At 53.9% G+C, this 24,958-nt stretch carries 18 protein-coding genes, 1 tRNA gene and 1 other RNA gene; 8 read left to right on the forward strand and 12 right to left on the reverse strand.

All coding sequences use genetic code 11. The features are described from left to right. Window position 1 precedes the first annotated feature (1 nt). The 7 genes from rseP to IPI29_05965 all read right to left on the reverse strand — a co-directional run bounded on the left by rseP (window position 2) and on the right by IPI29_05965 (window position 6,069). Entirely contained in the window at window positions 2-1,387 is a 1,386-nt protein-coding gene (gene rseP / locus IPI29_05935) for an RIP metalloprotease RseP (GenBank protein MBK7412077.1), read from the reverse strand. Continuing rightward, window positions 1,375-2,556, reverse strand: a complete 1,182-nt coding sequence (locus IPI29_05940; protein ID MBK7412078.1) for a 1-deoxy-D-xylulose-5-phosphate reductoisomerase — start codon at window positions 2,554-2,556, stop codon at window positions 1,375-1,377. Before IPI29_05940 ends, rseP begins: the two co-directional genes overlap by 13 nt. Beyond that, window positions 2,556-4,151: an Rne/Rng family ribonuclease gene (locus IPI29_05945; GenBank protein MBK7412079.1), complete on the reverse strand. Its 1,596-nt coding sequence runs from the start codon at window positions 4,149-4,151 to the stop codon at window positions 2,556-2,558. The genes IPI29_05940 and IPI29_05945 overlap by 1 nt, the downstream gene beginning before the upstream one ends. Before the next feature lie 7 nt (window positions 4,152-4,158). Then, an RNA gene (gene ffs / locus IPI29_05950) (signal recognition particle sRNA small type) lies at window positions 4,159-4,257 on the reverse strand. Window positions 4,258-4,289: 32 nt separating this feature from the next. Continuing rightward, window positions 4,290-5,573 carry a homogentisate 1,2-dioxygenase gene (locus IPI29_05955; GenBank protein ID MBK7412080.1) on the reverse strand — a complete coding sequence of 428 codons (1,284 nt, stop codon included), beginning with the start codon at window positions 5,571-5,573 and terminating at the stop codon, window positions 4,290-4,292. Window positions 5,574-5,606: 33 nt separating this feature from the next. Next, window positions 5,607-5,680 (reverse strand) — tRNA-Arg (locus IPI29_05960). 140 nt (window positions 5,681-5,820) lie between these two features. Continuing rightward, window positions 5,821-6,069 carry a hypothetical protein gene (locus IPI29_05965; protein ID MBK7412081.1) on the reverse strand — a complete coding sequence of 83 codons (249 nt, stop codon included), beginning with the start codon at window positions 6,067-6,069 and terminating at the stop codon, window positions 5,821-5,823. A 345-nt stretch (window positions 6,070-6,414) separates the two neighbouring features. Between IPI29_05965 and rpsA the strand changes: the two genes are divergently transcribed. From rpsA to purH, 3 genes are all read left to right on the forward strand, one after another. Beyond that, window positions 6,415-8,112 carry a 30S ribosomal protein S1 gene (rpsA, locus tag IPI29_05970; protein ID MBK7412082.1) on the forward strand — a complete coding sequence of 566 codons (1,698 nt, stop codon included), beginning with the start codon at window positions 6,415-6,417 and terminating at the stop codon, window positions 8,110-8,112. A gap of 73 nt (window positions 8,113-8,185) precedes the next feature. Then, window positions 8,186-9,484: a bifunctional folylpolyglutamate synthase/dihydrofolate synthase gene (locus tag IPI29_05975; protein MBK7412083.1), complete on the forward strand. Its 1,299-nt coding sequence runs from the start codon at window positions 8,186-8,188 to the stop codon at window positions 9,482-9,484. 342 nt (window positions 9,485-9,826) lie between these two features. Next, window positions 9,827-11,350, forward strand: a complete 1,524-nt coding sequence (gene purH, locus IPI29_05980) for a bifunctional phosphoribosylaminoimidazolecarboxamide formyltransferase/IMP cyclohydrolase (GenBank protein ID MBK7412084.1) — start codon at window positions 9,827-9,829, stop codon at window positions 11,348-11,350. Between the two features lie 20 nt (window positions 11,351-11,370). Here the strand turns inward: purH and IPI29_05985 are convergent, their stop codons facing one another. Beyond that, on the reverse strand, window positions 11,371-13,794 hold the full coding sequence (locus tag IPI29_05985; GenBank protein MBK7412085.1) for an AAA family ATPase: 2,424 nt from the start codon (window positions 13,792-13,794) through the stop codon (window positions 11,371-11,373). After that, window positions 13,791-16,838 carry a PD-(D/E)XK nuclease family protein gene (locus tag IPI29_05990; GenBank protein ID MBK7412086.1) on the reverse strand — a complete coding sequence of 1,016 codons (3,048 nt, stop codon included), beginning with the start codon at window positions 16,836-16,838 and terminating at the stop codon, window positions 13,791-13,793. The genes IPI29_05985 and IPI29_05990 overlap by 4 nt, the downstream gene beginning before the upstream one ends. Window positions 16,839-16,897: 59 nt before the next feature. On the opposite strand from IPI29_05990, the gene IPI29_05995 reads away from it, so the two are divergent. From IPI29_05995 to IPI29_06015, 5 genes are all read left to right on the forward strand, one after another. Continuing rightward, complete coding sequence (locus IPI29_05995; GenBank protein MBK7412087.1) at window positions 16,898-17,569, forward strand: hypothetical protein; 672 nt, start codon at window positions 16,898-16,900, stop codon at window positions 17,567-17,569. Continuing rightward, window positions 17,566-18,390, forward strand: a complete 825-nt coding sequence (locus IPI29_06000; protein MBK7412088.1) for an alpha/beta hydrolase — start codon at window positions 17,566-17,568, stop codon at window positions 18,388-18,390. The genes IPI29_05995 and IPI29_06000 overlap by 4 nt, the downstream gene beginning before the upstream one ends. Window positions 18,391-18,392: 2 nt before the next feature. Further along, entirely contained in the window at window positions 18,393-18,989 is a 597-nt protein-coding gene (locus IPI29_06005) for a riboflavin synthase (GenBank protein MBK7412089.1), read from the forward strand. Then, window positions 18,986-20,482, forward strand: a complete 1,497-nt coding sequence (locus IPI29_06010) for a sigma 54-interacting transcriptional regulator (protein ID MBK7412090.1) — start codon at window positions 18,986-18,988, stop codon at window positions 20,480-20,482. The genes IPI29_06005 and IPI29_06010 overlap by 4 nt, the downstream gene beginning before the upstream one ends. 155 nt (window positions 20,483-20,637) lie before the next feature. Beyond that, complete coding sequence (locus IPI29_06015) at window positions 20,638-21,036, forward strand: four helix bundle protein (protein ID MBK7412091.1); 399 nt, start codon at window positions 20,638-20,640, stop codon at window positions 21,034-21,036. Window positions 21,037-21,100: 64 nt separating this feature from the next. Here IPI29_06015 and IPI29_06020 read toward each other — a convergent pair whose 3' ends face one another. From IPI29_06020 to IPI29_06030, 3 genes are read right to left on the reverse strand one after another with little or no spacing between them, the layout of a single operon-like run. Continuing rightward, window positions 21,101-22,651 carry a M28 family peptidase gene (locus IPI29_06020; GenBank protein MBK7412092.1) on the reverse strand — a complete coding sequence of 517 codons (1,551 nt, stop codon included), beginning with the start codon at window positions 22,649-22,651 and terminating at the stop codon, window positions 21,101-21,103. Then, window positions 22,651-23,064, reverse strand: coding sequence for an ATP-binding protein (locus tag IPI29_06025; GenBank protein ID MBK7412093.1), 414 nt, complete (start codon window positions 23,062-23,064; stop codon window positions 22,651-22,653). The genes IPI29_06020 and IPI29_06025 overlap by 1 nt, the downstream gene beginning before the upstream one ends. A 4-nt stretch (window positions 23,065-23,068) precedes the next feature. After that, on the reverse strand, window positions 23,069-24,832 hold the full coding sequence (locus IPI29_06030; GenBank protein ID MBK7412094.1) for a hypothetical protein: 1,764 nt from the start codon (window positions 24,830-24,832) through the stop codon (window positions 23,069-23,071). Between the last annotated feature and the right edge of the window lie 126 nt (window positions 24,833-24,958).

Raw genomic sequence — 24,958 nt, forward strand, 5'->3', positions numbered from 1 at the left:
CTTATCGGGTGAGATCGAGATAGAAAACAAAGGCCATGAGGATCAGCAAGAGTGCGATACCAACTTGCTGGAAGCGGATCTTCACGTTGGTAGAGATCTCTCTGCGGATCACGGCTTCGATACCAACAAAGACAAGGTGTCCGCCGTCAAGTCCCGGAAGCGGGAGGAGGTTCATCACACCAAGGGAGATCGAGATCAAGGCCATGAACCTGAGGAAGGCCTCGAGTCCAAGGTCAGAGCTGCGGGAGGCCATCTTTGCGATCTGGATCGGTCCGCCAAAACTCTGCTTCACAGATACAGTACCGCGGAAGACGTGTGTGACCGAGGTGCCGATCATCGCGATGGTGTTTCCCGTCTCACTCACGGCCATGGTCAATGATTCGAAGACGGCAAAAGTCTCGGTCTTGCGCGGACCAACGTAGGAACCTTCAAGCTGAACACCGATCGTCGAGTCCGATCCAACGGTAAGGTTCACCGGCATTGGCGTTCCGTTTCGCTCAACATGGAGCGTGATCGGCTTTGATGCATGGGCGCGTACATAGCGCTGGAACTGAGGGAGAGCACGCACGGGCATGGAGTCTACGGCCAGCACAACATCTCCGGCCTGCACTCCGGCACGTCCGGCAGGCGACAGAGTAACCACACCACCGAACACGATCTTCATGTCCGAAGGGTACAGTCCCAAGCCCTGTCCGGCAGCCATCGAACGAACAAGGTCTGCACTTGCAAGCTCGATCGTCCGAGTAACACCCTCGCGTTGTACAACCACCTTCCGCATACCGGTGTTGGTTGAGAGACCGAGTTGTTCGGCACAATCTTCCCAAGTAGACACTGCAACACCATCAACGGATATCACCTTGTCGCCGGAAGCGAATCCAGATGCAGCAACGGTTGAGGTTGGGTCGACCCATGCGATCTTCGTTGTGGCCATTTCTTCGTGACCATAGAAGAGCGGCAAGAGCCAGAACACGACGATGGCCAACAAGAAATTCATGATCACGCCGGCACTGAGGACGATGGCCTTCTGCCAATTCTTCTTAGAACGGAACTCATAGGGTTCGGCCGGACGTCCCGCGAAGTCGGTATCCATGGACTCATCCACCATACCGAGGATCTTCACATATCCGCCGATCGGTAGGGCGCACAGTCGATAGTCCGTACCGCCGTCGAGCTCTAGGTCTGCGGGGAGTTTGCCAAACGAGAAGCCCGTCTTGGGATTCCATCCCATCACACGCGGACCCATCCCGATGGCGAAGACATCTGCGCGCATCCCCGTCCAACGAGCCGCAAGGAAGTGCCCAAGCTCGTGAATGAAGACGAGGACGCCGATGACGATGATAAAGGCAATTGTTGGCTGTAGAAATTCCATGTCGATCAGCTTTTCCATTGAGTACCGATGATGTATTCTGATGCCCGCCGACGCGCTTCGGCATCGATGGCAACAACGTCGTCCAATGACGGATGACCGACGTGTTCTATGTAATTGAGCGTCCACTCAATCGTTTTAGCGATCCCCAGATACGACAACTCCCCCACCAAGAAGGACGCTACGGCCACTTCATTGGCAGCATTGATCACGGCACCTGCAGAGCCCCCTGCCGTCAATGCGTCATAGGCAATGCGGAGGCACGGGAATCGGTTCAGATCTGGTGCTTCAAATGTGAGACTCCCGATCGTAGCCAGGTCCATTCGAGGTATGTCAAGGGGCATGCGGTACGGGTATGTCAGAGCGTATTGTATGGGAAGCAACATTGTCGGAAGCCCCATTTGCGCCTTCACGGAACCATCCACAAACTCCACCATGGAATGCACGATCGATTGAGGGTGAATCACTACTTCGATCTTTTCACCGGGCAGGTCAAAGAGCCAGCGCGCTTCGATCACCTCAAAGCCCTTGTTCATGAGCGTTGCGGAATCGATGGTGATCTTGGCACCCATCGTCCAATTGGGGTGTTTCAGCGCCATCGCCGGAGTAACGGAGGCCATTTCCTTGAGACTCAGCGAACGGAATGGACCGCCCGATGCAGTGATAACAAGGCGTGCCACGTCTGATGCGCGCTCACCTGCTAGACATTGAAGAATTGCACTATGTTCGGAGTCGACGGCGATCAAGGTTGCACTGTGTTCTGCAGCGGCAGGAACGAGGACGGCACCGGCACTGACCAACGACTCTTTGTTGGCAAGTCCGATCACATGACCGGCGCGGATCGCCGCCATCGTTGGCAAGACACCGCTGAATCCGACCATTGCGGAGAGGACCACATCATTCTCGGCGTCCGCTGCAGCATCACAGATCCCTTCGTCGCCGCAGAGGACAGGACCTGTGAAATCCGGGAGAGCATTGCGAAAGGACTGCCATGCCGACTCTTCGCGTATGGCTACGCCATACGGTTGATACCGACGTACCTGCTCAACGAGATCTTGCCATTTGGTATTGCACGTGATCCACCGAAGTGCGAAACGTTCAGGGTCGCGCGAAACGATATCGAGACCTTGCGTTCCAATGGAACCGGTTGAACCAAGGATCGTCACGTTACGACGTGCGGCAGTTGGCATCACAGGTATTGACGTGTGATGTCCTTCGTGTTCGACCCTGCATAGCAGCGGAACTCCCCTGCTTCAATGGTGTCGTCTTCACGAAGTGAAACGGACAGGAAATACGTGCGAAGCCACCGGCGCAATGTCGATGCCTTGTTGCGCTCGATGTAGTGGATGATGTACGGATGTGTTGCAACCGTTACACGCAGGCCCCACGTTTTTGCACGATAGTTCCGTAGCCAACGGTCGATGCCTGCAACAGTGCTGGCTGCTGAGAGAACCCTACCGGTACCCATGCAGAACGGACATTCTTCGCTCGTTCGTTCGGCCATGCTCTGACGGATACGCTGCCGCGTGATCTGCATGATGCCGAGTTGGGTGATCGGGTAGACGATGGTCTTTGCCCGGTCTCGCGAGGTCTCCTTCTTCATTTCCGCATGCAGCTTGCGCCGATTCTCTTCTTGCTGCATATCGATGAAGTCTACCAGCACCATTCCTCCGATGTCACGAAGACGAAGTTGTTTTGCAACCTCCTTCATCGCTTCGAAGTTCGACTTCACGGCATTGGCTTCTTGTGTTCGCTCGTTTGATGCGCGACCGGAGTTCACGTCCACCACAACCATCGCTTCTGTATGGTCGATGATCAACGATCCTCCGCTCGGAAGCGGAACTCGGCGTGAGTGCGTAAGGTGTACATCTCGTTCGATGCCGTAGACATCGAACATCGGCTTTGTATCGGCGAAGAACTCGAGCTTCCCATCAAGATGTGGGGCTGTTCGCAACACATAGGTCTTGAGATCGCGGAACAACTTCCTGTCGTCCACAACAACCTGTGCTACATCGTCCTTGAAGAGATCTCGGATCACACTATGAGCAACACTGGCTTCTTGATGCAGCAGCATTGGCCCCTTTGCATCGCGGATCTCTTTCTCCATCTCGCGCCAATCTTCGAGGAGCGAGGCAAAGTCTCTCCCAACGTCGTCGTTTGTTAGGCCCGAAGCAGCGGTACGAATAATGCAGCCGATGCCTTCAGGAAGTATCTCGCGAGCGATTGCCCGAAGACGCTTGCGTTCTTTCACAGAGAAGATCTTGCGAGAGACACCAACATTCTCTTCGAATGGGAGCAGCACAACGTTTCGTCCGGTGAGGCCGACCTTTGTGGTCACTCGCACACCCTTTTGGTGGTATGCTTCGCGTGTGACCTGCACCACAACCATCTGCTTCGCCTGCAGATTGATCGTTACTTGGCCGCTTCGTTTTGTTGTAAACGTTGGGAGGCGTTTTGTGGAACCGGCCTTGGATGTGCGAAGTGCGACATCAGCGGTTTCAACTGCATGAGAGACCGGACGGTCATCATCATCATCGTCTGTGGACATGCCCTCCATCGTTGAGTCAACATCGCTGAAATGCAAGAATGCGTCCTGCTCAAGACCGATGTCGACAAAGGCCGCATTCATTCCCTGGATGATCTTCGTGACCCGTCCGAGGTAGATGTTACCAACGTGGTGTTCTGTGTCGGGCGTCTCGGTAAAAAGCTCAACGAGTTTACCGTCCTCCGTGATCGCGATCCGGAGGTGTGATGCCGAGGCACTAATGAGAATTCGACGTACCATTAAAAAATACAGCCAAGTTGACCGTGGCGCCTTGTACGCATGCTGACCGTTGCTTCCTTCCGGACCTGGCGGGATTGGGCTTGGTACAATCGCACGGGACTTGGCCGTGTTGTTCTCATTGCTTGAACCACAAATATACTAGGGTTTTCTGAATTCCGGCACTAAACCTTGCCAGCATTCCCAATAATCGTTTTGCAGTTCACCGGTTGTCATGGCAAATGCTGTTGGTCTCGACACAAATCGTGTTTCGAACATGAAGGCCATTGTCTCTTCCAGTTTCACCGGCTTGAGTTCCACTTCCGTCATGCGCTTGTAGGTATCTGCATCCGGACCATGTCCGCTCATACAATTGTGCAGCGACGATCCGCCCGGAACAAAGCCTCCGCCTTCCTTGGCATCATAGACGCCGTGGATAAGCCCCATAAACTCATTCATGAAGTTTCTGTGGAACCATGGCGGTCTGAAGGTGTTCTCTGCAACCATCCAGCGTGGCGGGAAGATCGCAAAATCAATATTGGCTGTTCCTGGCGTATCGCTTGGCGATGTGAGTACCGTATAGATCGATGGATCCGGGTGATCGAACGTGACAGTGTTGATACACTGGAACTTGCGAAGATCATACTTGTACGGTGCATAGTTCCCGTGCCATGCCACCACATTCAACGGTGAGTGATCGTAGATGCCTTTCCAGAGATTCCCCTGGAACTTCGTGATGACCTCAAACTCTCCCGTTCGCTCTTCATACCAAGCTTCCGGGATCAGGAAGTCGCGAGGATAGGCCAAACCATTCGCACCGATCGGACCAAGATCCGGGAGTCGGAAAGGGGCTCCATAGTTCTCGATCATATACCCGCGAACCGGACCGTTCACTTCAACACGGAACTTCACGCCGCGCGGAATAACGCAGATCTCCTGAGGCTCAACGTCAACAATACCCATCTCCGTCAGGATTCTGAGCGACCCCAGTTGCGGCACGATAAGCAGCTCACCATCCGCATTGTAGAAGAACGTATCCGTCATGGACGTGTTGGCCGCATACACATGGATCGCCGATCCCGAATGTGTAGTGAGGTCTCCCCCACCAGCCATCGTTGCGATACCCTGAAGCCACGTTGTTGGCGCTGTTGGGAGCGGTAAGGGGCTCCAACGCAACTGATTTGGCGTTGTCTCTACTTCATTGAAGGGCGTAGAGCGGATAAGTCCGTTGTCGATACGCTCGTATGGGCGATGCACAACGCTCGGACGAATACGGTACATCCACGACCGCTTGTTTGCAGACCGCGGTGCGGTAAACGCCGTACCATTGATCTGCTCAACGTACAACCCCAATGGCGGTTTCTGCGGAGAATTCTGCCCTTCCGGCAGTGCCCCCTTTACCGCCTCCGTTGCTACGTCATTGCCGAAGCCGCTCATGTAGCCCATTCCAGACCTCACTGAAGAACAACAACTATTCTGCGCGCCCAGCAGGATTCGAACCTGCGGCCCGCAGCTTAGAAGGCTGCTGCTCTATCCAACTGAGCTATGGGCGCAACACACGAAGTTACGGAGTTACGGAGTTACGGAGTTACGCAGTTACAGAGTTACGGGGTTACAGGGTTACGGGGTTACTCTAGCACTCAAACACTCTAGCAATCTCATTAGCACATTAACACACTAGCACATTAGCACATTAACTCGGGACTATCTCAAACGAACTCAGCGCTTCGTCGATCACCAGGCGGACGGGGCCGTGCGGGGTAGGGAGGAGGTCGGGGTCTCCGTTTTCACCGCCGGAGAGGAAATGGGACTCTCTACGTATGTCAGACAGCCAGGCATAGAGGTCCGCGGACACTGCAACCTCCCGGGGTGCCTGTCCGTGTTCATCTACGTACCGTTCGATGGAGGCCATCAGCTCCTCGAAAGCATCGAACCATTCCATTTGAGCCTCACTTTCCGTGATCTGTCCGTTCCCATTGATAACAGGAAAAGTCGTGCCAAAGTTACACTTGGGGATAAAAAATATTCCGTATTTTGGCTGTCTTCCCCGGGCCCCAACTTTGTTGCACTATCCCTAATAGGGTCAACACGATGGCGGAGGGCCGCGCCAGCGAGTTGACAAGGAGTTTACAATATGTCGGAACAAAACACGGGCGCAACAGAAGACATCTCTATGGAGACGGTCGCTGCTGCCTCGGAACAACCAGCACAATCAGTCCTCGGAGAACGCTCAACCAAGCGGTCGGCAATCGCCGCACTGCTCGGCGGAGAACTCGACGGCTCAGCTATGAATGATGCAGCGTTCCTTCAGCTGTTCGACACCAAGGTGTCTACGCTCAAGGCAGACGATCTCGTTCACGGTACAGTGGTTTCGGTCACCAAGGACGAGATCCTTGTTGATATCGGTTTCAAGTCTCTCGGCGTTGTCCCACGCGCTGAATTCGTAGGCGCCGAACTTCTTGCCCCAGGCGAGACAGTAGACGTCTTCGTTGAGAAGATCGAAGACGGCGAAGGCCGCCTGATGCTCAGCCGCCGTCGCGCTGACTTCATGAAGACATGGGAAGAGATCCTCAAGCTTGCAGAAACGCAAACAGTCACTCCGGTTCGCATCCTTCGCCGCATCAAGGGCGGTATGGTTGTAGATCTTCTCGGGATCGAAGCGTTTCTTCCTGGCTCGCAGATCGACGTTCGTCCGGTACGCGACTTCGATGCATGGGTAGGCCGCACGATCGACGTACGCGTCGTGAAGGTTAACCACCCAAGTGAGAACGTTGTTGTCTCCCACAAGGTCCTCCTCGAAGAGCAACTCACGGAACAACGCGGCAAGATCCTCGAACTGCTCGAAAAGGGTCTCGTTCTCGAAGGTACCGTCAAGGCAATCTCGGACTTCGGTGTATTCGTCGACCTCGGCGGCGTGGACGGCCTCGTTCACATCACAGACCTTTCGTGGGGCCGCGTAGCTCATCCGAGCGAGATCGTTCAACTCGACCAACAGGTCAAGGTTGTTGTTCTCGATTTCGACGAGAACCGCAAGCGCATTTCCCTTGGCATGAAGCAGCTCACGTCGCACCCATGGGACCAGATCGGCGAGAAGTACGAGCCGGGCACAAAGGTTCGCGGAAAGGTTGTCTCCCTTACGGACTACGGTGCATTCATCGAGATCGAAAAGGGCGTGGAAGGCCTCATCCACATCAGCGAAATGAGCTGGACGCAACACGTCAAGCACCCATCACAAGTGGTTTCGCTTGGTCAAATGGTTGACGCCGTTGTCCTCAACATCGATAAGGGCGATCGCAAGCTTGCCCTCGGCATGAAGCAACTCGAGCCGGATCCATGGAACGATCTCATGGCCAAGTATCCTATCGGATCGGTCCATAAGGGTGAAGTTCGCAACCTGACGAACTTCGGCGTCTTCATCGAACTCGAACCAGGCGTTGATGGCCTCGTGCACATCAGTGACCTCTCGTGGACGAAGAAGATCCGTCACCCGGGTGAGTTCGTGAAGAAGGGCGACAGCATTCAAGTTGTTGTTCTTGCCGTCGATAACGAGCATCGTCGTATCTCCCTTGGTCACAAGCAGATCAGCGAAAACCCATGGGATGTGTTTGAAGGTGAATTCGGCGTTGGTACTGAGACAGAAGGCAAGATCGTCCGTCTCATCGACAAGGGTGTCATCGTCGAAATGCCGCAAGGCGTAGATGGCTTCGTCCCTGTCTCCCAACTCTCCTTCGCTCCTGTCCGCGTCATCGCCGACTTCTTCAACGTTGGAGACAATCTCCCGTTGAAGGTTGTTGAGTTCGACAAGGAACAGAAGAAGATCGTTCTCTCTGTAGTTGAATACCTCCGCGCACGCGGCGACGAAGAAGTGGCGAAGTATAACGCCAACCATCCCGTCCCGAATGCCGACAAGTACAACGCAGATGGATCGGCCAACGCAAACACAACGATCGAAGACCTGGAAGACAGCGAACCGATCGCAGAATAATTACCGCACTCCATGCACATCTGTGCAGTCAACGAAGGCCCGCCATTGGCGGGCCTTTTTTTATGTTCCCACTATGGACCTGAAACCCATTCTTGATGAATTGTTCGCGATGACGTTCCATGCCGGCATCAGACCCGGCTTGGAGCGCATCACGGAGCTGTGCTCGCACCTTGATGAACCACATCTGCGCTATCCCGTCATCCACGTTGCCGGCACAAATGGCAAGGGCTCTACCTGCTCCATGTTAGCCTCGATCCTCACCCACGCCGGGTACAAGGTTGGCCTCTACACCTCGCCGCACATCAGGCAGTTCAACGAACGTATTCGCATCAACGGTACAATGATCTCCGATGAGGACGTGGCTCGTCTGGCTCGCCCCTTAATGGACCAGGCAAAGTCGTTCGGTGGAACGTTCTTTGAGGTCACCACAGCAATGGCATTCCAATACTTTGCCGAGCGCAGAGTTGAGGTTGCGATCATTGAGACGGGGCTTGGCGGACGTTTTGATGCAACGAACATCGTACAGCCATTCCTGAGCATCATCACGCAGATCGATATCGACCACACGGAATACCTCGGCACAACACTTCCGCAGATCGCCGGCGAAAAGGCCGGGATCATCAAACAGGGGGCTCCTGTCGTGATCGGACATCGTTCCGGCATTGTGGTAAATGGACGGCCCGTTCCCGACATCCGAGATGTCTTCGTTCGTAAGGCAGAGTCCGCCAATACTCCGATCTCGTTCGCAGAAGACACGATCTATGTGGAAATGGATGCGATCCACCCCGACCTTACGATGACGGTGAGTGTTACGAATGACGCGGATCGCAAGTACTACACAACCGACCTCTGTGGTCAGCATCAAACGAGCAACATCGCCACAGTGATCGCTGCCCTGCCGGCCATCAGTGAACTGTACTTCGTCGAAGAGCCACACATACGAGAAGGACTGCTTCGCGTGAAGTCAACCTCTGGACTTTACGGACGATGCGACCTCATCAATGTAGATCCTTTCACAGTGATCGATGTATCGCACAATCCCGGAGGCATTGCTGCCCTGCGAGACACGCTCATCGCCTCCGGCAAAACGCCGAACAGCATGCAGGTGGTCTTTGGTGCGATGTCCGATAAGGACGTGGCTGGTATGATCGACGCCATCGCCCCGCTTGCACACACCCTACACCTATGCTCTCCTGCTCTCCCGCGCGCCCTTGCTGTGGAAGAGCTCCTCAACCTGGCCCTGTCACGAGGCATCATGAACGCCGTAGCCCATTCGAGCGTGGCTCACGCCTACAAGGCAGCAATAGCTCATGGCCCAACCGTTGTGTGCGGGAGTTTCCATGTGATCGATGAAGTCATGCTAATGTGCTAATGTGCTAATGTGCTAATGTGCTAATGTGCTAATGTGCTAATGTGCTAATGTGCTAATGTGCTAATGTGCTAATGTGCTAATGTGCTAATGTGCTAATGTGCTAATGTGCTAATGTGCTAATGTGCTAATGTGCTAATGTGCTAATGTGCTAATGTGCTAATGTGCTAATGTGCTAATGTGCTAATGTGCTAATGTGCTAATGTGCTAATGTGCTAATGTGCTAATGTGCTAATGTGCTAATGTGCTAATGTGCTAATGTGCTAATGTGCTAATTTCGTGTATTAGCTCGTTAGCTAATTAGCACATTAGCACATTAGCACATTAGCACATTAGCACATTAACATGACCGCCCTCCTCTCCGTCTCCGACAAAACCGGCATACTTGAACTGGCTCGTGAACTTCATGGTTTAGGGGTTCGAATCATTTCTACAGGAGGCACGGCGAAGGCCATTGCCGATGCCGGCATTCCGGTGACAAAGGTTGCAGATATCACGGGATTCCCGGAGATCATGGATGGCAGAGTGAAGACGTTGCATCCGAAGATCCATGGCGGACTCCTTGCTGTGATGGATAATGAGGAACATCTGCGCCAAATGCATGAGCACGGCATTGAGAAGATCGACCTTGTGTTTGTGAATCTCTATCCGTTCGAGCAGACCGTTGCTCGAGAGGGGGCTTCGTACGACGAGATCATTGAGAACATCGACATCGGCGGTCCGGCCATGGTGCGCGCTTCTGCGAAGAATCATCGATTCACAACGATCGTTGTCAACCCGGCACACTACAACACAGTGATCGATCATCTGCGATCGAACAATGAAGTGCCCCTTTCATTCCGACAACAACTGGCAATGGAAGCGTACTCCCACACAGCTCATTACGACGCCTGTATTTCAGAGTACTTTGCCAAACACTTGCACTCTGGCTTTTTGTCGGAGACCGCAGTGCCATTACGTGCCGATCAGCACCTACGGTATGGAGAGAATCCGCATCAGACCGCAATGCTGTACGGATCGTTCACAACGATCTTCCGTCAGCTCCACGGCAAAGAACTTTCCTACAACAACATTCTCGATATCGATGCCGCATCAAAGCTGTGCCTTGAATTCGATGAGCCCACGGTTGTGATCGTCAAGCACAACAATCCATGTGGTGTTGGTTCCGGCAACGACCTGGTAGATGCCTATCGCAAGGCCTTTGCAACAGATACAGTGAGCCCGTTTGGAGGGATCATCGCCGTGAATCGCACGGTGGATCTCGCCTATGCCAACGAGGTACACTCTCTCTTTGCCGAGGTGATCATCGCACCTTCCTTCGATGAAGATGCGCTTGCAGTACTTACCAAGAAGAAGGATCGCCGCCTGATGGTGGTGGACACAGCAAAGCTTCGATCATCACTTGCGATGGATCTTCGGTCTGTTGCAGGGGGCTATCTGGCACAACACACGGATTCGATCCTCTTCAATGAGGCAGACCTTCGTGTTGTTACAGCACAGACACCAACGGACGAACAACGTCAAGCAATGCTCTACGCATGGAAGATCGCAAAACACGTTAAGAGCAATGCCATAGTGTATGCATCGCATGACCGCTCACTGGCCATTGGTGCCGGACAGATGTCGCGCATCGATTCCGCACGCATCGCTGTTCGCAAGGCGCAGGATGCCAGCATCGACCTGACGGGTTGCGCTGTTGCCTCTGACGCATTCTTCCCGTTCGCCGACGGATTGCTGCAGGCGGCAGAAGCCGGCGCATCATGCGTGATCCAGCCCGGCGGTTCGGTTCGCGATGAAGAAGTGATCGCAGCCGCCAACGAGAAGGGGCTTTCTATGATGTTCACCGGGACACGTCACTTCCGACATTAATACGTTAGCACACGCATGCGTTATCGCGTGCGTGAGGCTTCGTGCAGAACGTCGAGGTTGGACTGCACCTTGGCAAACACCGTGTTGGCCGGGAACTTGCCATCCTTGCCGATCTTTCCTGCAGGGAGTTCCATCATAAGCTCAACGGCTTCTTCGAGTCGAGAGACTGGATAGATGGAGAACTTGCCATTCTTTACAGCATCGATCAGCTCGTCCGACAGCATAAGGTCATCCACGTTCTGGATCGGCATCACGATACCTTGTTTGCCGGTAAGCCCCCTATCCTTACAAACCTCAAAGAAGCCGGTGATCTTTTCATTCAATCCGCCCACCGCCTGAATGTCACCCTTTTGATTGATCGATCCGGTGATAGCTCTGTCCTGTCGGACAGGAACGTTGGAGATGGCACTTAGAAGGGCAATGATCTCAGCAGCCGATGCACTGTCTCCGTCCACACCTCCGTACGATTGCTCAAAAGCAATACTGGCCGAGAAGGAGATCGACTGTGCACGCGAGAATAATGATCGAAGCAGACCGGAAAGAATGAGAACACCCTTTGAGTGGATGGGTCCGCTCATTTGAACTTCGCGCTCAATGTTGATGATGCCGGCATTGCCAGCGCTTACTGTGGCTGTGATACGCGCCGGCTTCCCGAAGGACACAATACCGCTGCTATACACGGTGAGACCATTGATCTGACCTACGCGCGAACCCTTTACGTCGATGAGGAGGGTTCCCTTTGCGATGGTCTCGCGGATGGCTTCGTCTGCACGATTACTCCTGCGATGACGCATCGAGATAGCATGTTTGACGTGTTCTGCGCGAATGATCCGCGCTTTCTTCTGCTGTGCAAAGTGCGAGGCCTCGCGCAGAAGATCAGCCGCATAGCTGAATTGAAGAGTGATCTTCTTCTTGGACTCGGTGAATGCAACGGCCCATTCGATGATGGCAGCGGCAGCACCGCGATCACAGTGCAGGAGTTTCTCTTCCGTTGAGATCTGTGAGATGAAGGAGCAGTAGTGCCTGATCATCTCCGTGGATCGTTTCGTCTCCGCATCAAACTCAGCATGGACCTTGAACATCTTGTGGAAGTCTTCATCTGCAGCCCACATTGCCAGGTATACAGCAGGGTCTCCAAGAAGAATGATCTTCACATCAATGTTGATGTAGTCCGGCTTGAGGTTGTTGAGCTGGAATTGCGAGTCGAGCGATTGGATGTCGAGTCGACCATACAGCATCACCTTCTTCAGAGACATCCATATGTTGGGGTCAACCAAGACGTCCATGGCATTGAGCACGATGTAACCGCCATCGGCTCTGAGTAGGGCTCCGGCGCGGATATGCGTGAAGTCGCTCACAGCGAACCCACGCGCATCAACGCGACGTTCAATAGTGCCAAAGAGCGACGTATACGTTGGAACGGTTTCAACGATGATCGGGGCGACCTTGGCATCGTAGTTGTCTACGATGAGGTTCACAGATGTCATTCGCTCAAGTTGTCGGGCCAGCTCTTCTGTTGCTTCATCAACAACACCGGCCTGTTTTGCTTGGTATACACGAACGTAATCTTCAAGTCGCTCAAGAATGTGCGTTGTGATACCGTTGAGGAACTCCGTTACGCGATCACGAGGGAAACTGCCACGGATATCTTCGAAGATCGATTTCAACAGTACACCAACAGCAGCTTGATCGTGCTTCGATAGCTCCTTGCGGAAGTCAACCATCACGCGCATCGATCGTCGTCCGATCTCTGTGAGCTCATCGCGATGGGTGGCATAAGCATCATTGAGAGCCTGAGCCTTCTCCACCGCCATCTTCCCCTCTTGCACAAGAGTATCCAGCTCTTCAATAGCCACCGGTTTCCCGTCGATCAGCGGAAAGATCTCTGTTCGCGAGGTTCCGTCTTCTTCCTGCAATTGACCAACAACAAATCCTGTTGGCCGGATCTTGGTATCGAATTCCGCCAACAGTTTCTTCTCTCGAGCTTGATATCGTTGGATGATCTCCTTCCGCTCAGATTGGAACTGCTCTTCTTCAAACAATTGCGGGATCCGACGTCGGACCACTGTGAGTGCCTCGTCGATCATGCGTGTGAAGACGCGTCCTTCACCGGCTGAGAATCGAAGCAGGACAGGAGCTTCAGGCTGACGGAAGTTGTTGACGTAGGCAAAGTCATGCAGCGTTACCTTCTGATGCTTGAGGTCATCCAGGATCTGCCGTACGGTTGTCATTCGCCCCGTACCTACAACGCCCGATGCCCAGATGTTATAGCCCTGACTTCTCAGGCGAGCGCCCAACTCTAGTGCTTCAATGGCACGTTCTTGTCCTACGATCCTACCAAGGGGCTTGAGTTCCTTTGTCGACGTCTTAAATGGCAAGGACGACGGAGCACACTTCCAACGAAGGTCGGAAGGTAGTAGTTGTTTAGGCGTTTGACGTTTCATTGTTCGGCGTTCTCTTGGTCAATAGGTTGTTCGATCACGCCCCAATGTTCACGTCGGCACAAATCCGGATAGGAGCAGTAGGTACACGCCTCCTTCGAGGGACGCACGGGATATGCACCGCTACGAAGATCGATGAAAGCCGGGGATATCCGTTGAATGATGACCTCCACCTGTTCTGCAAGGGGCAAGGGGGGCGGGTCCTTCTTTGATCTGCGGATCGGGATCGGGAAACTCTCGTCGGCCAGCATCACTTGATACATCGACTTCTCCGGTGACCGCAGTGCCGTGCCGAACATTCGATACACAGCAGCAGCAGGACGAGCGTCGATCTCCTTCTCGCGGAAGAAGGCGGCCACCGCGGCGAGATACATCGGCATTTGTGTTGCCTTGCCGGCCTTGATCAATGGACGTGTTGCCGTTCCCGGAAGGTTTGCTTTGTAGTCGTTGACAACAAACTCAAGCACGGAATCCACCATGGCAACATCCACTCTGTCGATGCGGGTCTTGACCTTCATCTTCTGCATCACATCGCCTACCGGAACGTCGATCTCCGTATCGATCTCGATCTCAAAGAGGACAGGCAAGAACCCTGTTGTTTGCTGATACGCGATCTCATTGGCAAGCCATCGACGCAGGAGACCAACGCGCATGCTTGTGCCAACGAGGGCTCGACGCTCAACTTCGGCATAGAGATGGTCCGGACGCATTTCGTGGAGAAGCTCATCAAGTAGATCGCAAAGTCTCTTCCAATGATCTTCGAAAGGGGCTTTCCGGAGATCGACGCAATAAGCGGATAGTTCTTCGGCACTCGCGAATTGTAGTTCTTCATTGGGTTGGTAAGATCGATAGAACCGCTGGACGAGTTCGTGCAACAAGATGCCGCGTTCGATCGACGTCATCTGCGTGTCGTTCTCACCACCATCGTCCTCCAGACGGAGAGTCTTGCTCGCATGATACTTGAACGGACACTGGATCACCACGTCGAGGCGTGAAGGACTCATGGGTCTGTTCACGTCCTCATCAAATAGAGCAGCAGTTTCTTCATCAAGTCCGACTCGAACTTCACCTTCCTGCGAATCGTCGATAAAGGGCGAGAATTCACTTCGAATTCGCAGATCGCGTTGATCGAGCAGGATCGTTCGTTGCGGATCAAGCGACTCCCAGTGTTCGTTTGGTTCCGAGACCGTTGATACGCGATCAAGAAGTGATGACGAGAGAACCATCGACCCATCCAACGATTCAGGATAGGTACAAAGAAGCATACCATCCGATGCAACCGATGCCACAATGTCTGCCATTGACTCAATGGCCATAGCCTCGCGAAGTCCGGGCACAAGATCTTCATCGAGCATGTCCTGCGATGTCCGTGGAAACTCTCCCTCGATACAACCCACGACAACAACAAGTTTGCGCTTACGTCCGCGAAGTTCAGCCGGACGAACGATGCTGAGTCCGGTCGAAAATCCACTCTCTGACGATACGCTCACACTTTGAACAAGCATCCACCACACCCGGGTATGCTCCGCGAATGGTACGGGTGGCAGCCGGTGATCCTTTGCTACAGCACAATACGAGGAAAGTGACTCTTCCAATGCCGCAACTGCCACACGTTCATACGTCGCAGCAGCGTCGAAGATCCCTAGACCGTTCCCGATATTCTGCCGAATGATCGACGAGAATCGTTCCGCATCCATGGCGTGTTCTGCTTGCACTTCGAGTCTGCTACGCAGAGACGAGATCGCACGTATCGCGCGCTCATATCGCGTGCGCTTTGCCTCCCACTCTTCGGCATTATCCGGATCTGCGCGCGCGAACGAGATCGCGTCGGAACGTTTGCGCTCACATCGTTGATGCCAAGCGTTCGGCCCCTCGCCCCCTACGATACGATCCTCCCTCGCAACACGAAGAAGATGCGCCACATCGGGCACGGCATCACGAACGAACGGATCGCGCAACAGTCTTTCAACATCACTGCGAAGCCATCCACCACCGATGACTGTGCATGCCGAAAGCACAGCCGATGCTGCGCGTGTTGATGCAAGTGAGATGTCGGCATCAAGATCGATCGGGATACCGCTCGATGTGGCGAGTTCCCGAATGATTCGCATATAGTCAGATGAGCCCGGGACACATATCGCCATTTCAGAAAGAGGAGTCCCACGTCCTAGTGCTTCCTTGATAAGAGCCAGTGCACGACGGACCTCTTCACTGCGGGTCGAGAACGAGCGTTGAAGAAGTGTTGAATCGGAGTTCACATTGATTATGGATGCCGTTGGAGTACTACTGATCCATCCATGGGAAACGAACCACATGTGGTCTGTGCGGGACCTCCGAGAAGCCCCTTCTTCTACTCCGGGCAATTCAGGAGAGAATGCGATTGCAACATCCCAGTCACATCTACAAAGCGCATGAAGCAACATCCTGTCCACAAAGGTCACACCATGCGTATCGAGCACGAGCAAACGATCAACAACGGCACCGGATGGACGGAGGAGTTTGAAAGAGCTGCGACGGGAGATCTCGTCTGCTACAAAACCGCTATAGGTTCCTCTGTCGCATGCACGTCGTCCGACCAGATCGAGGAGTTCGAACCACACGTTTGCTACTGTCTGAAGGTGTTTCCTTCGTCGTTGTCCTTCTACTCGCCCCGACAACTGTCGAACGAGTCCGGGCGAGAGTCCCTCTTGCGCCCAGCGTGCAAGACGCGATGCTTGCATTCTAACAGCGCCCGGACGTGTCTTTGCCGCATAAGCAGCATAACGAAGAAGAACATCGACCGACGCATCGGGCATGATCCGCGGACCATCCGGCAACACTTGCTGTCCAACCGCTCTGATGAATCCTGCCATTGTGAGGATCTCAGGGGGCTCCCCTCTGCCATGAGCTTGAGCCCAAGCAACCAGCACCTCGCTCCGTTGCCTCGCCGTTGGCACAACGATCACAAGCGGCCCCTCCGGCAACGCCGCTATCCGCGATGTCAACGTTTGTGCCTGTACAACGGGCTGCAGTACAGAGTTGGGGATCGAAGTGGTCCAAAGCGGCATCGTGATGGCTGTGCGGTGAGGGGTCGGTATCTTCGTGCACTTCTGTGCACGGACTCAATATGACCGCCCCTTTCCACCTGTGCAAATCATACATTCTCAGCGCACCTGCTGCACTGCTCATCATGGCTCTGGCCGGCTGCGGTTCCGGTCAGCCCGTGCGCGTACTCTCCGAAGGAGAGACAACGATCAATGCCTCCCTTGGCGGACCGATCGTTCCGTCAAGCTCACCGGTGGGCTTTGTTCCGTACATCACCGCCGGTGCTACTCACGGCCTCAACAATGACATCTCTGTCCACGGGAACCTACACCTGTTGATGTCGGCATTTGCCGTGGGTGGACTCGACCTTGGTGCCAGCGCCCGTCTGATCCGTCAAGACAACGTTATCCCGGAGCTCACTCTGGGCGCGCGACTCATCGGCTTCATGAAGTTCGGCGACCCTGTTGCCCCTCGATTGTATCCGGACGTCTCTCTCAATGGCAGCTGGGAGATCGCTGATCGAACACTTGTCTATGCCGGTGCGCACGGCACATTTCAATGGAAGCCTGGCGCATTCTACCTCAGTCCGTTCGTTGGCCTACAGTTTCCTCTTTCTACCTCCTTCAGCCTTCAAACAGAACTCATCTGGCAGGCATCGAATCATGATACACGCGTAGGGATCTTTGAAGGGGAATCATCCATTGGCGGCATGGGCTCATTCGGCGCCTTTGTAGCAGGAGTGATCACGCTATGAGAACTCTACTGCTGTCTCTTGCTACATGCTTCATCGCAACGTCCTGCACGATGGACAGTTTTCTGTTCAATGCAGAGCCCCTTACCGAATACGTTCTCCGCACCACAGTCATCCCCGACACCAGTAGAGTAGAAGTAGCACTCCTATCCGATGGTGAAACGATCTACGGATATTTTGTGCGTCAGACAGATTCGTTGCGGGTGAAGCCCCATCCCACGATCATCTACCATCATGGCAACCGCGATCACCTGCAGTACTATTGGGACCGTGTTGAACTTCTGTATCAGGCAGGATTCGATGTCTTCATCTACGACTATCGTGGCTTTGGTAAGAGCACCGGAACCAGCTCCGAACAAGGCTTGAGGGCCGATGCACGTGCCGCACTCTCCTACGTGATGAGCAGAGCCGATGTAGATACAACGCAGATCGTCCACTACGGATTTTCGCTAGGGGGCTTCCCTGCGCTCTATTCTGCAACTGAACTTCACAGTCCAAAGACGTTGATCACAGAGAGCATTTTTGCCTCCGGCGAAACACTCGTTCAAAGCGGCACACTCCTCAATGTTCCCGGTTCCTACCTTTTGGAGGGGGCGTTTGACAATATGGTCCCGATGCAGAAAAGAACATGTCCGGTTCTGATCATCCATGGAACAAACGACACCTTTATCGGTGTTGACGCCAATGGTCAACGACTGTACGATGTGGCACGTCAGCCACGGAGCTTCGTGCGCATCGAAGGTGCAGACCATAACAACGTTCCGTACGTCTATGGGACGCAGAACTATATCGACCTCATCACCACATTCATCCGAGGCAACTGAGCGTGTTCACAGGATTGATCGAAGAGACAGGCGTGGTCACGTCAACGGTTGACCAAGCAGATGGCAAGCGCATCACGATCGCCGCTTCGCTAACGTTGGAAGATCTTGAGATCGACAACAGTATCGCCGTCAACGGAGTCTGCCTTACAGTGGTGGAGCGAACACCGAACACCTTTGATGTTGACGTGGTTGCTGAGACGCTGCGAAAGACAACCATCGGAATGCTTCGTCCGGATTCCGCTGTGAACCTCGAACGCGCCGTACGACTCAGCGATCGCCTTGGTGGTCACATCGTGCAAGGGCATGTAGATGCAACCGGCATCGTTGACACCATCCGCACCGGCGACGCAGGCTGGGAGATGTGGATCAGATTCCCTGCCGAGTATCGCAAGTGGCTTATTCCCGTTGGATCCGTCTGTATCAACGGCATTTCGTTGACCGTGGCAGAACTCGAGCCAGAACGATTCAAGGTGGCCATCATTCCACACACACTTTCCGTTACAACGCTCTCAACGTTGAACGAGAAGGACTCCGTCAATCTCGAATTCGACGTCCTCGCCAAATACATCGAAAACATCGCCACCTACAGAACATCATGAGCCTCCCAACAACGATCGGCGAGCTGAAGGCAGCAGGATATCAATACGAGTCTGTGAAGGACGAGCTACGTCGCAACGTGATCGAACGACTGCGAACCAACACGCCCATCTTCTCCGGCATCATCGGATTCGATGACACCGTGATACCGCAGATCGTGAACGCCATTCTTGCAAAGCACGATATTCTCTTGCTCGGTCTACGCGGTCAGGCAAAGACGCGCATCGCACGTCAACTCACCACGCTACTCGACGAATTCATCCCTGTTGTCAAGGGCTCCGAGATCAACGATCATCCGTTGCGCCCCGTGTCCTACCAGGCCGTGCAGCTCGTTGCCGAACACGGAGATGCTACACCGATCGAATGGCGTCCGCGCGAGGAACGCTATGGCGAGAAGCTTGCAACTCCAGACGTTAGTGTGGCCGACCTCATCGGAGACATCGATCCGATCAAGGCTGCCTCGCAACGTCTGCATTATGCACATGAGGGCGCCATCCACTTTGGGATCATTCCGCGCTCCAACCGAGGCATCTTTGTCATCAACGAAGTACCCGATCTTCAGCCTCGCATTCAAGTAGCGTTGTTCAACATTCTACAAGAGCGCGATATTCAGATAAGGGGCTTTAATGTTCGCCTCCCGATGGACATCGTGATGGTGTTCACGGCCAACCCTGAAGACTACACCAATCGTGGATCCATCGTTACGCCACTTAAGGACCGCATTCAGTCGCAGATCCTCACGCACTATCCGCGCAGCATCGAAGACGGCATGGCCATCACTGCACAAGAATCATGGGTTGAGCGCTCGGGAATGCCCCTTATCATCCCTACGTATCTCAGCCAGGTTGTTGAGTCCGTTGCCATGATCGCTCGCACGAGCGAATACATCGATCAAACCAGCGGCGTTAGTGCGCGACTCACCATCTCCACGATGGAGAACATGGTCTCCAATGCCGAACGTCGCGCCTACATCACCGGCGAGATGATCGTAGCCCCCCGACTCTGCGACCTTGGTCAGGCACTTGCAGGCATCACCGGCAAGGTGGAACTCGTCTTTGAGGGCGAAGAAGAAGGACCGCAGAAGGTTGCACGAGCACTCATCGGCAAGGCCGTGCGCGAGGTCTTCCGTCTTTCCATGCCTGATCCGAATGTGCGCAGAGCTCGTAAGGGAACTGCTGAAGAGAAACCCGATCCCTATCAGGCCATCGTCCGGTGGTTCGAACAAGGTCACGTTGTGAACATCGATGACCGAATGACAAACGAGGAATTCTACAACGCCCTCATCGCCGTCCCCACACTCGCTCAGCTCGCATCCGTCTCGTTCCATGTAGAGACGTCAGACACTATTCGTCTAGCAACCGCTATGGAATTCATTCTGGATGCACTGCATCAACATTCCAAGCTTGCAAAAGACGACAACAGCATGCAGACCACGTACAGAGATCTGGTGGGAAGCATTTTTACGCCGCCTTTGTCGATGACAGAGGACGAATAGTTACTAGTTACTGGTTACTAGTTACTAGTTACTGGTTACTGGTTACTAGTTACTAGTTACTGGTTACTAGTTACTGGTTACTATTTACTAGGTCTGGCGAAGGAGAAGTTTATTGAGGCGTGTCACGTACTGACGTGTTGAGAGCACGTAGCAGGATGGGTCATGAACGAGATATCATAAAAGAGCGACTTGTCGCTAGTCCACTGCACATCCTTTCAATCGAGTTTTCTCGAGAGGTGCGCAGTCTTGTACGGAAGGCATTCCAACATCAGGTTGTTGAGCGAATGCCACTTGATCAACTGTATCGTTCGGGGTCCTCGGTTGGAGCGAATATCCGTGAGAGCAGATATGCAGAATCTCCAAAGGACTTTGTACATAAGCTCAAGATCGCGGAGAAAGAGCTGGGTGAATTCTTCTATTGGATTGGATTGCTGTCGTCGAAACACGACATTTTTGATGAAGACGCTGCCGCTGCCTGCGTCAACAAAGGCACACAAGTCCAAAAGCTACTTTCTTCGATCATTGTAACAACGAAACGCAACAACAGTTTGTAATCTCTTACGAATTGCAATTCAACGAGGTATGGTGTAACTAGTAACTAGAAACTAGTAACTAGACTTACTCTTCAAATCCCGCCGGAACATACGTTCCTCTTGGCATCTGAGTGGCAGTCCACATAACGTGGGTTGCGAGGCGTGTGATGCCAACGAGATCTGCCATGTTGATCTTCGATATCTCGTCGCCGGGCTTATGATAGTCTTTGTGTTCGCCGGTGAAGTAGAAGATCACGGGGATGCGTTTCATTGCAAAGGATGCTTGATCGCTGCGGAAGAAGTACTGCTCGATGTCGTAGGCAAGGTTGAAGGGTTTGGCGAGTGATGTGTTTGCTTCTTCATTGAGCTTCATGAGATCCGGACAGCGTTCGTTGCCGCCGATGGAGAGTTTGTTCGTTTCGCATCTGCCGATCATGTCCATGTTGGACATCGCAACACACTTCGAGAGTGGAAGGGGCGAAGCACGCACATAGGCTTTGGAGCCGAGGAGCCCCTTTTCTTCGCCGGAGAAGGCAACGTAGACAATACTTCGTGACGGACGCTGAGTGCTTGCTGCGAGTGCTTGTGCCGAAAGCAGGAGTCCGGTAGTGCCGGAGCCGTTATCATCCGCTCCGTTATAGATAGAGTCACCTTCTGCATTGGCCTTCCCTACACCAACGTGATCATAATGCGCACCGATCACGGCATATTCGTCCGGTGTTTCGGAGCCGCGTAGGAGACCAACAACATTGCGGACCTTTACGATCTCGTGGTCAAGGGCAACAGAACATGAGAAACGAACTCCGGCGATCTCTCGTGAGCGCGGGATGAGGGTTGAGTCGATCGCACGTGTTATCGATACTACACCGGCGAGGGAGTCAAACAACAGAATAGCCGGGCGTTCTCCGATGTGGATGGACGGGATACGTTTTGTGCTATCCGGCAATTGTAGGGGGCGGGATGCACGCGAGAGGTTTGGGAAGACCGATGGCCATGGATATCCGGAAACGAATGGTTTGCGGAGCGTGCGAAGGGCATCGATGACGAGCAGTCCTACTGCGCCTTTGGAACGTGCGAGTTTTAGCTTCTCACTGTTTGAGCCGTGGCGGGTGAATTGTTTGCCACGGAAACGGGTGGTGTCTGCATTGTCGGGCTCGCCTCGCAAGACAACGACCACTGCCCCCTTTACATCGATACCGGCGTAGTCATCGTATGAATACTCCGGTGCAGTGATCCCATATCCGGCAAATACAACACGTGCGTTGGTGATGACTCCTTCGCCCGTCTGTTCAAAGGGCATAAAATCGGTCTTGACGGAGAACGCAAAAGTGTCTGTGCCTCTTGTGAAATACATCGATGTTGGGAGACGAAGATCGAGGCGTTCGAGATCGTAGACCTGATCATAGGAACCATTGATCGGCTCAAGACCGATACGTTTGAATTCCGATACGATGTAATCGGCGGCCTGCTCGAGTTCTCGTGAAGGTGTGTCTCTGCCGCGCATTTCGTCTGAGGACAGAAATGCAAGGTGACGTCTTGCAGCAACCGTATCGAAATACAGCTCTGCATCCGGTGGGAATGGTCGGGGCTCTGATGCGCCACCGATGGCCAATGCGAGGAGAAGAGAGAGGATCATCAGCGGAAGTATTTGATCATGACCGTCGTGCCCGGATCGGCGCGACGGAATTCGACCACATCAGCGAGGTGGCGAATGAGAAAAACCCCTCTGCCCCCTTCACGAAGGAGATTTTCGGGGAGTCGAGGGTCGGGTACGGCGTCAGCATCAAAACCACTACCGAAATCGCGGACCAACACGATGATCTCGTGAGCGGAGATCTGAATGTCCACGTGTACAGCGATCTCAGCGATGCAGTGGTGTGCGTGGATGATGGCATTATTCACCGCTTCCGTAACGGCAACATGCATATCGTGGAAGCGGCTGGGTCCAAGCGATTGCAGTTCGTTGACGGAACGCAGGAATGGCTCCACCATCGTGATACAGGAGCGTTCACTTGGCACACGAAGGGAATATGTGTTGACCTGGCTCATGGTATCAGAGTCGAACGACAGCTCGCAATAAAAGGTTCGGCAATTCCCGTCGCCCCGTGACATTTATGCGTTGAAATTCGTACCACCCCGTGAGTGAAAGCAGCGATCCATCGTTGGCAATGAACCGAAGAACCACTTCCGGACCAACAGATTCCACGGAACCGATGCTGACCGGTGGTGCTCCGGCAAGAATGGACCGTTGGTTCATGGTATAGAGTCGAACTCCGGCTCCAATGCTCCATTGCCTGCTGGGCTGGGAGAAGATAAGCAGTTTGGCAAGGTACTCAAGGCTTCCGGTCTCGGGAGTTTCTGCGAATTCCGACCATTGCAAGGTAGCGCGTTCATAGTAGCGAAGCAGGATCTGGGATTCGGCGTGCAAAACAGGCGTGAGTTGAACGCGGATGGAGTCGCGGTACGACAGCTGCCTGAAGCTGAACGACCGCACCGACGAGGCGGTGCCCTCGTAGTCATAGACCGTGTAGTTGGCAAGGATCTCGAACTGTGGCTGCATCCGAACCACGCTGCCGGTCACATGGAACGATGGGGAAAACCGTAATACGCGGTTCTCGTTGTTCAAGGCGCTGCGTGTTGCTTTCAGGAAGACAAGGTGCAGGTATTGCCCTGACAAGCCAAGGCTCATAGAGAGGATGTCCGATAGTCTGCGTGCATAGGTGATCGTTGCCACCGTGGCCAGTTCGTCGCGATCATCGTCATTGGATTGGCTCGGAGTATCATACCGAAGCAGCCAGCCGGTCACGTCAAGCCGGACCGTATCGATATCTGAGGGATACCACTCGCCCCTTCCAAACATCCTACTCCTGAACGTCTCATTATCGCGTTGAAACTCTTGGGATCGGATCGCTTCCAGATCGTCCTCCGAAAGTCCGTGAAGATTGGACACACCATTCTGTTCGCTTCGCTGATAGACAGCTCCACCCGCCATAAACGTCAGCCTCGGCAGATGGATCTGAGCATAGGCTTCTACATCGAACAGCAGCTCTCGAAGCTGACGTTCAACGGCTGTGAGGGAGATAGTTGACACCGCCTCTTCGTACGAGCGATTCACACCAGCCGAGGAAAGGGACGTGATCAGACCTAGCGTTAAAGAGGAAGTAACGGCATAGGACACGTCGCCACCGAAGACCAACCGGCGTTCTGATCGTTGCTCTACGTCGAGTGGCTGTGTGGGGTCGATCACCGTGTAGAACTCACGTCCAAGATTCACCGACTCTATGGAAAGTCGGAGCGTAGACCCTTCGGCAAGAGACCGCACCACTTGGGCACGCAGGTCGAGATCGGTATTGGTGCGTTGGGCATCCAGGAGTTGCCAATCCGCCAGCCCCGTACCGCTGATCATCCAATCTTCCGCGTCAAAGTTGGAGAGTCGACCCGATATCCCGGCTAGGGGGCCTGTGGCTCGCACACCCAGCTGGGAAGAGGCCTCTACGCCGGCGATCGCCTCCACCATTGCCACCGGACTAGGCTCATAGTGCAGTCCGGCGGCGATATTCAGTCGCTCCAGCGAGTTCAGCCCCACGCTGCGGGAATCTCGGGAGAGGATCCAGCCTTGTCGGGCCACTGCCTGCAGACCATCCCCTATCGGATGCATCCACGAGAGCTGCATTTGCTGGTCGTCTCGGGTGGCCAAGGTACTTGTCCGAAAGGCCGAGGAACGGTAGACATTGTACAATCGGAACTGGCCCAGATCCGTGCTGACATCGACATCCGCATTGCCGATCCACACAAACGTGTTGGTGATCTTGTCCACGCCGAACTCAATCCCCTTGCCAAAACGGGTCTCTGGGGCATGTAACAAAGGGGCGATTTGTTGAGCATATCCGGATAGGGGGCTGAATAGGTAAAAACCCAGTAAGACAGCCAATAGAGGCCAAAT

The organism is Ignavibacteria bacterium (assembly GCA_016707005.1).
Lineage (GTDB): Bacteria > Bacteroidota > Ignavibacteria > Kapaibacteriales > Kapaibacteriaceae > UBA10438.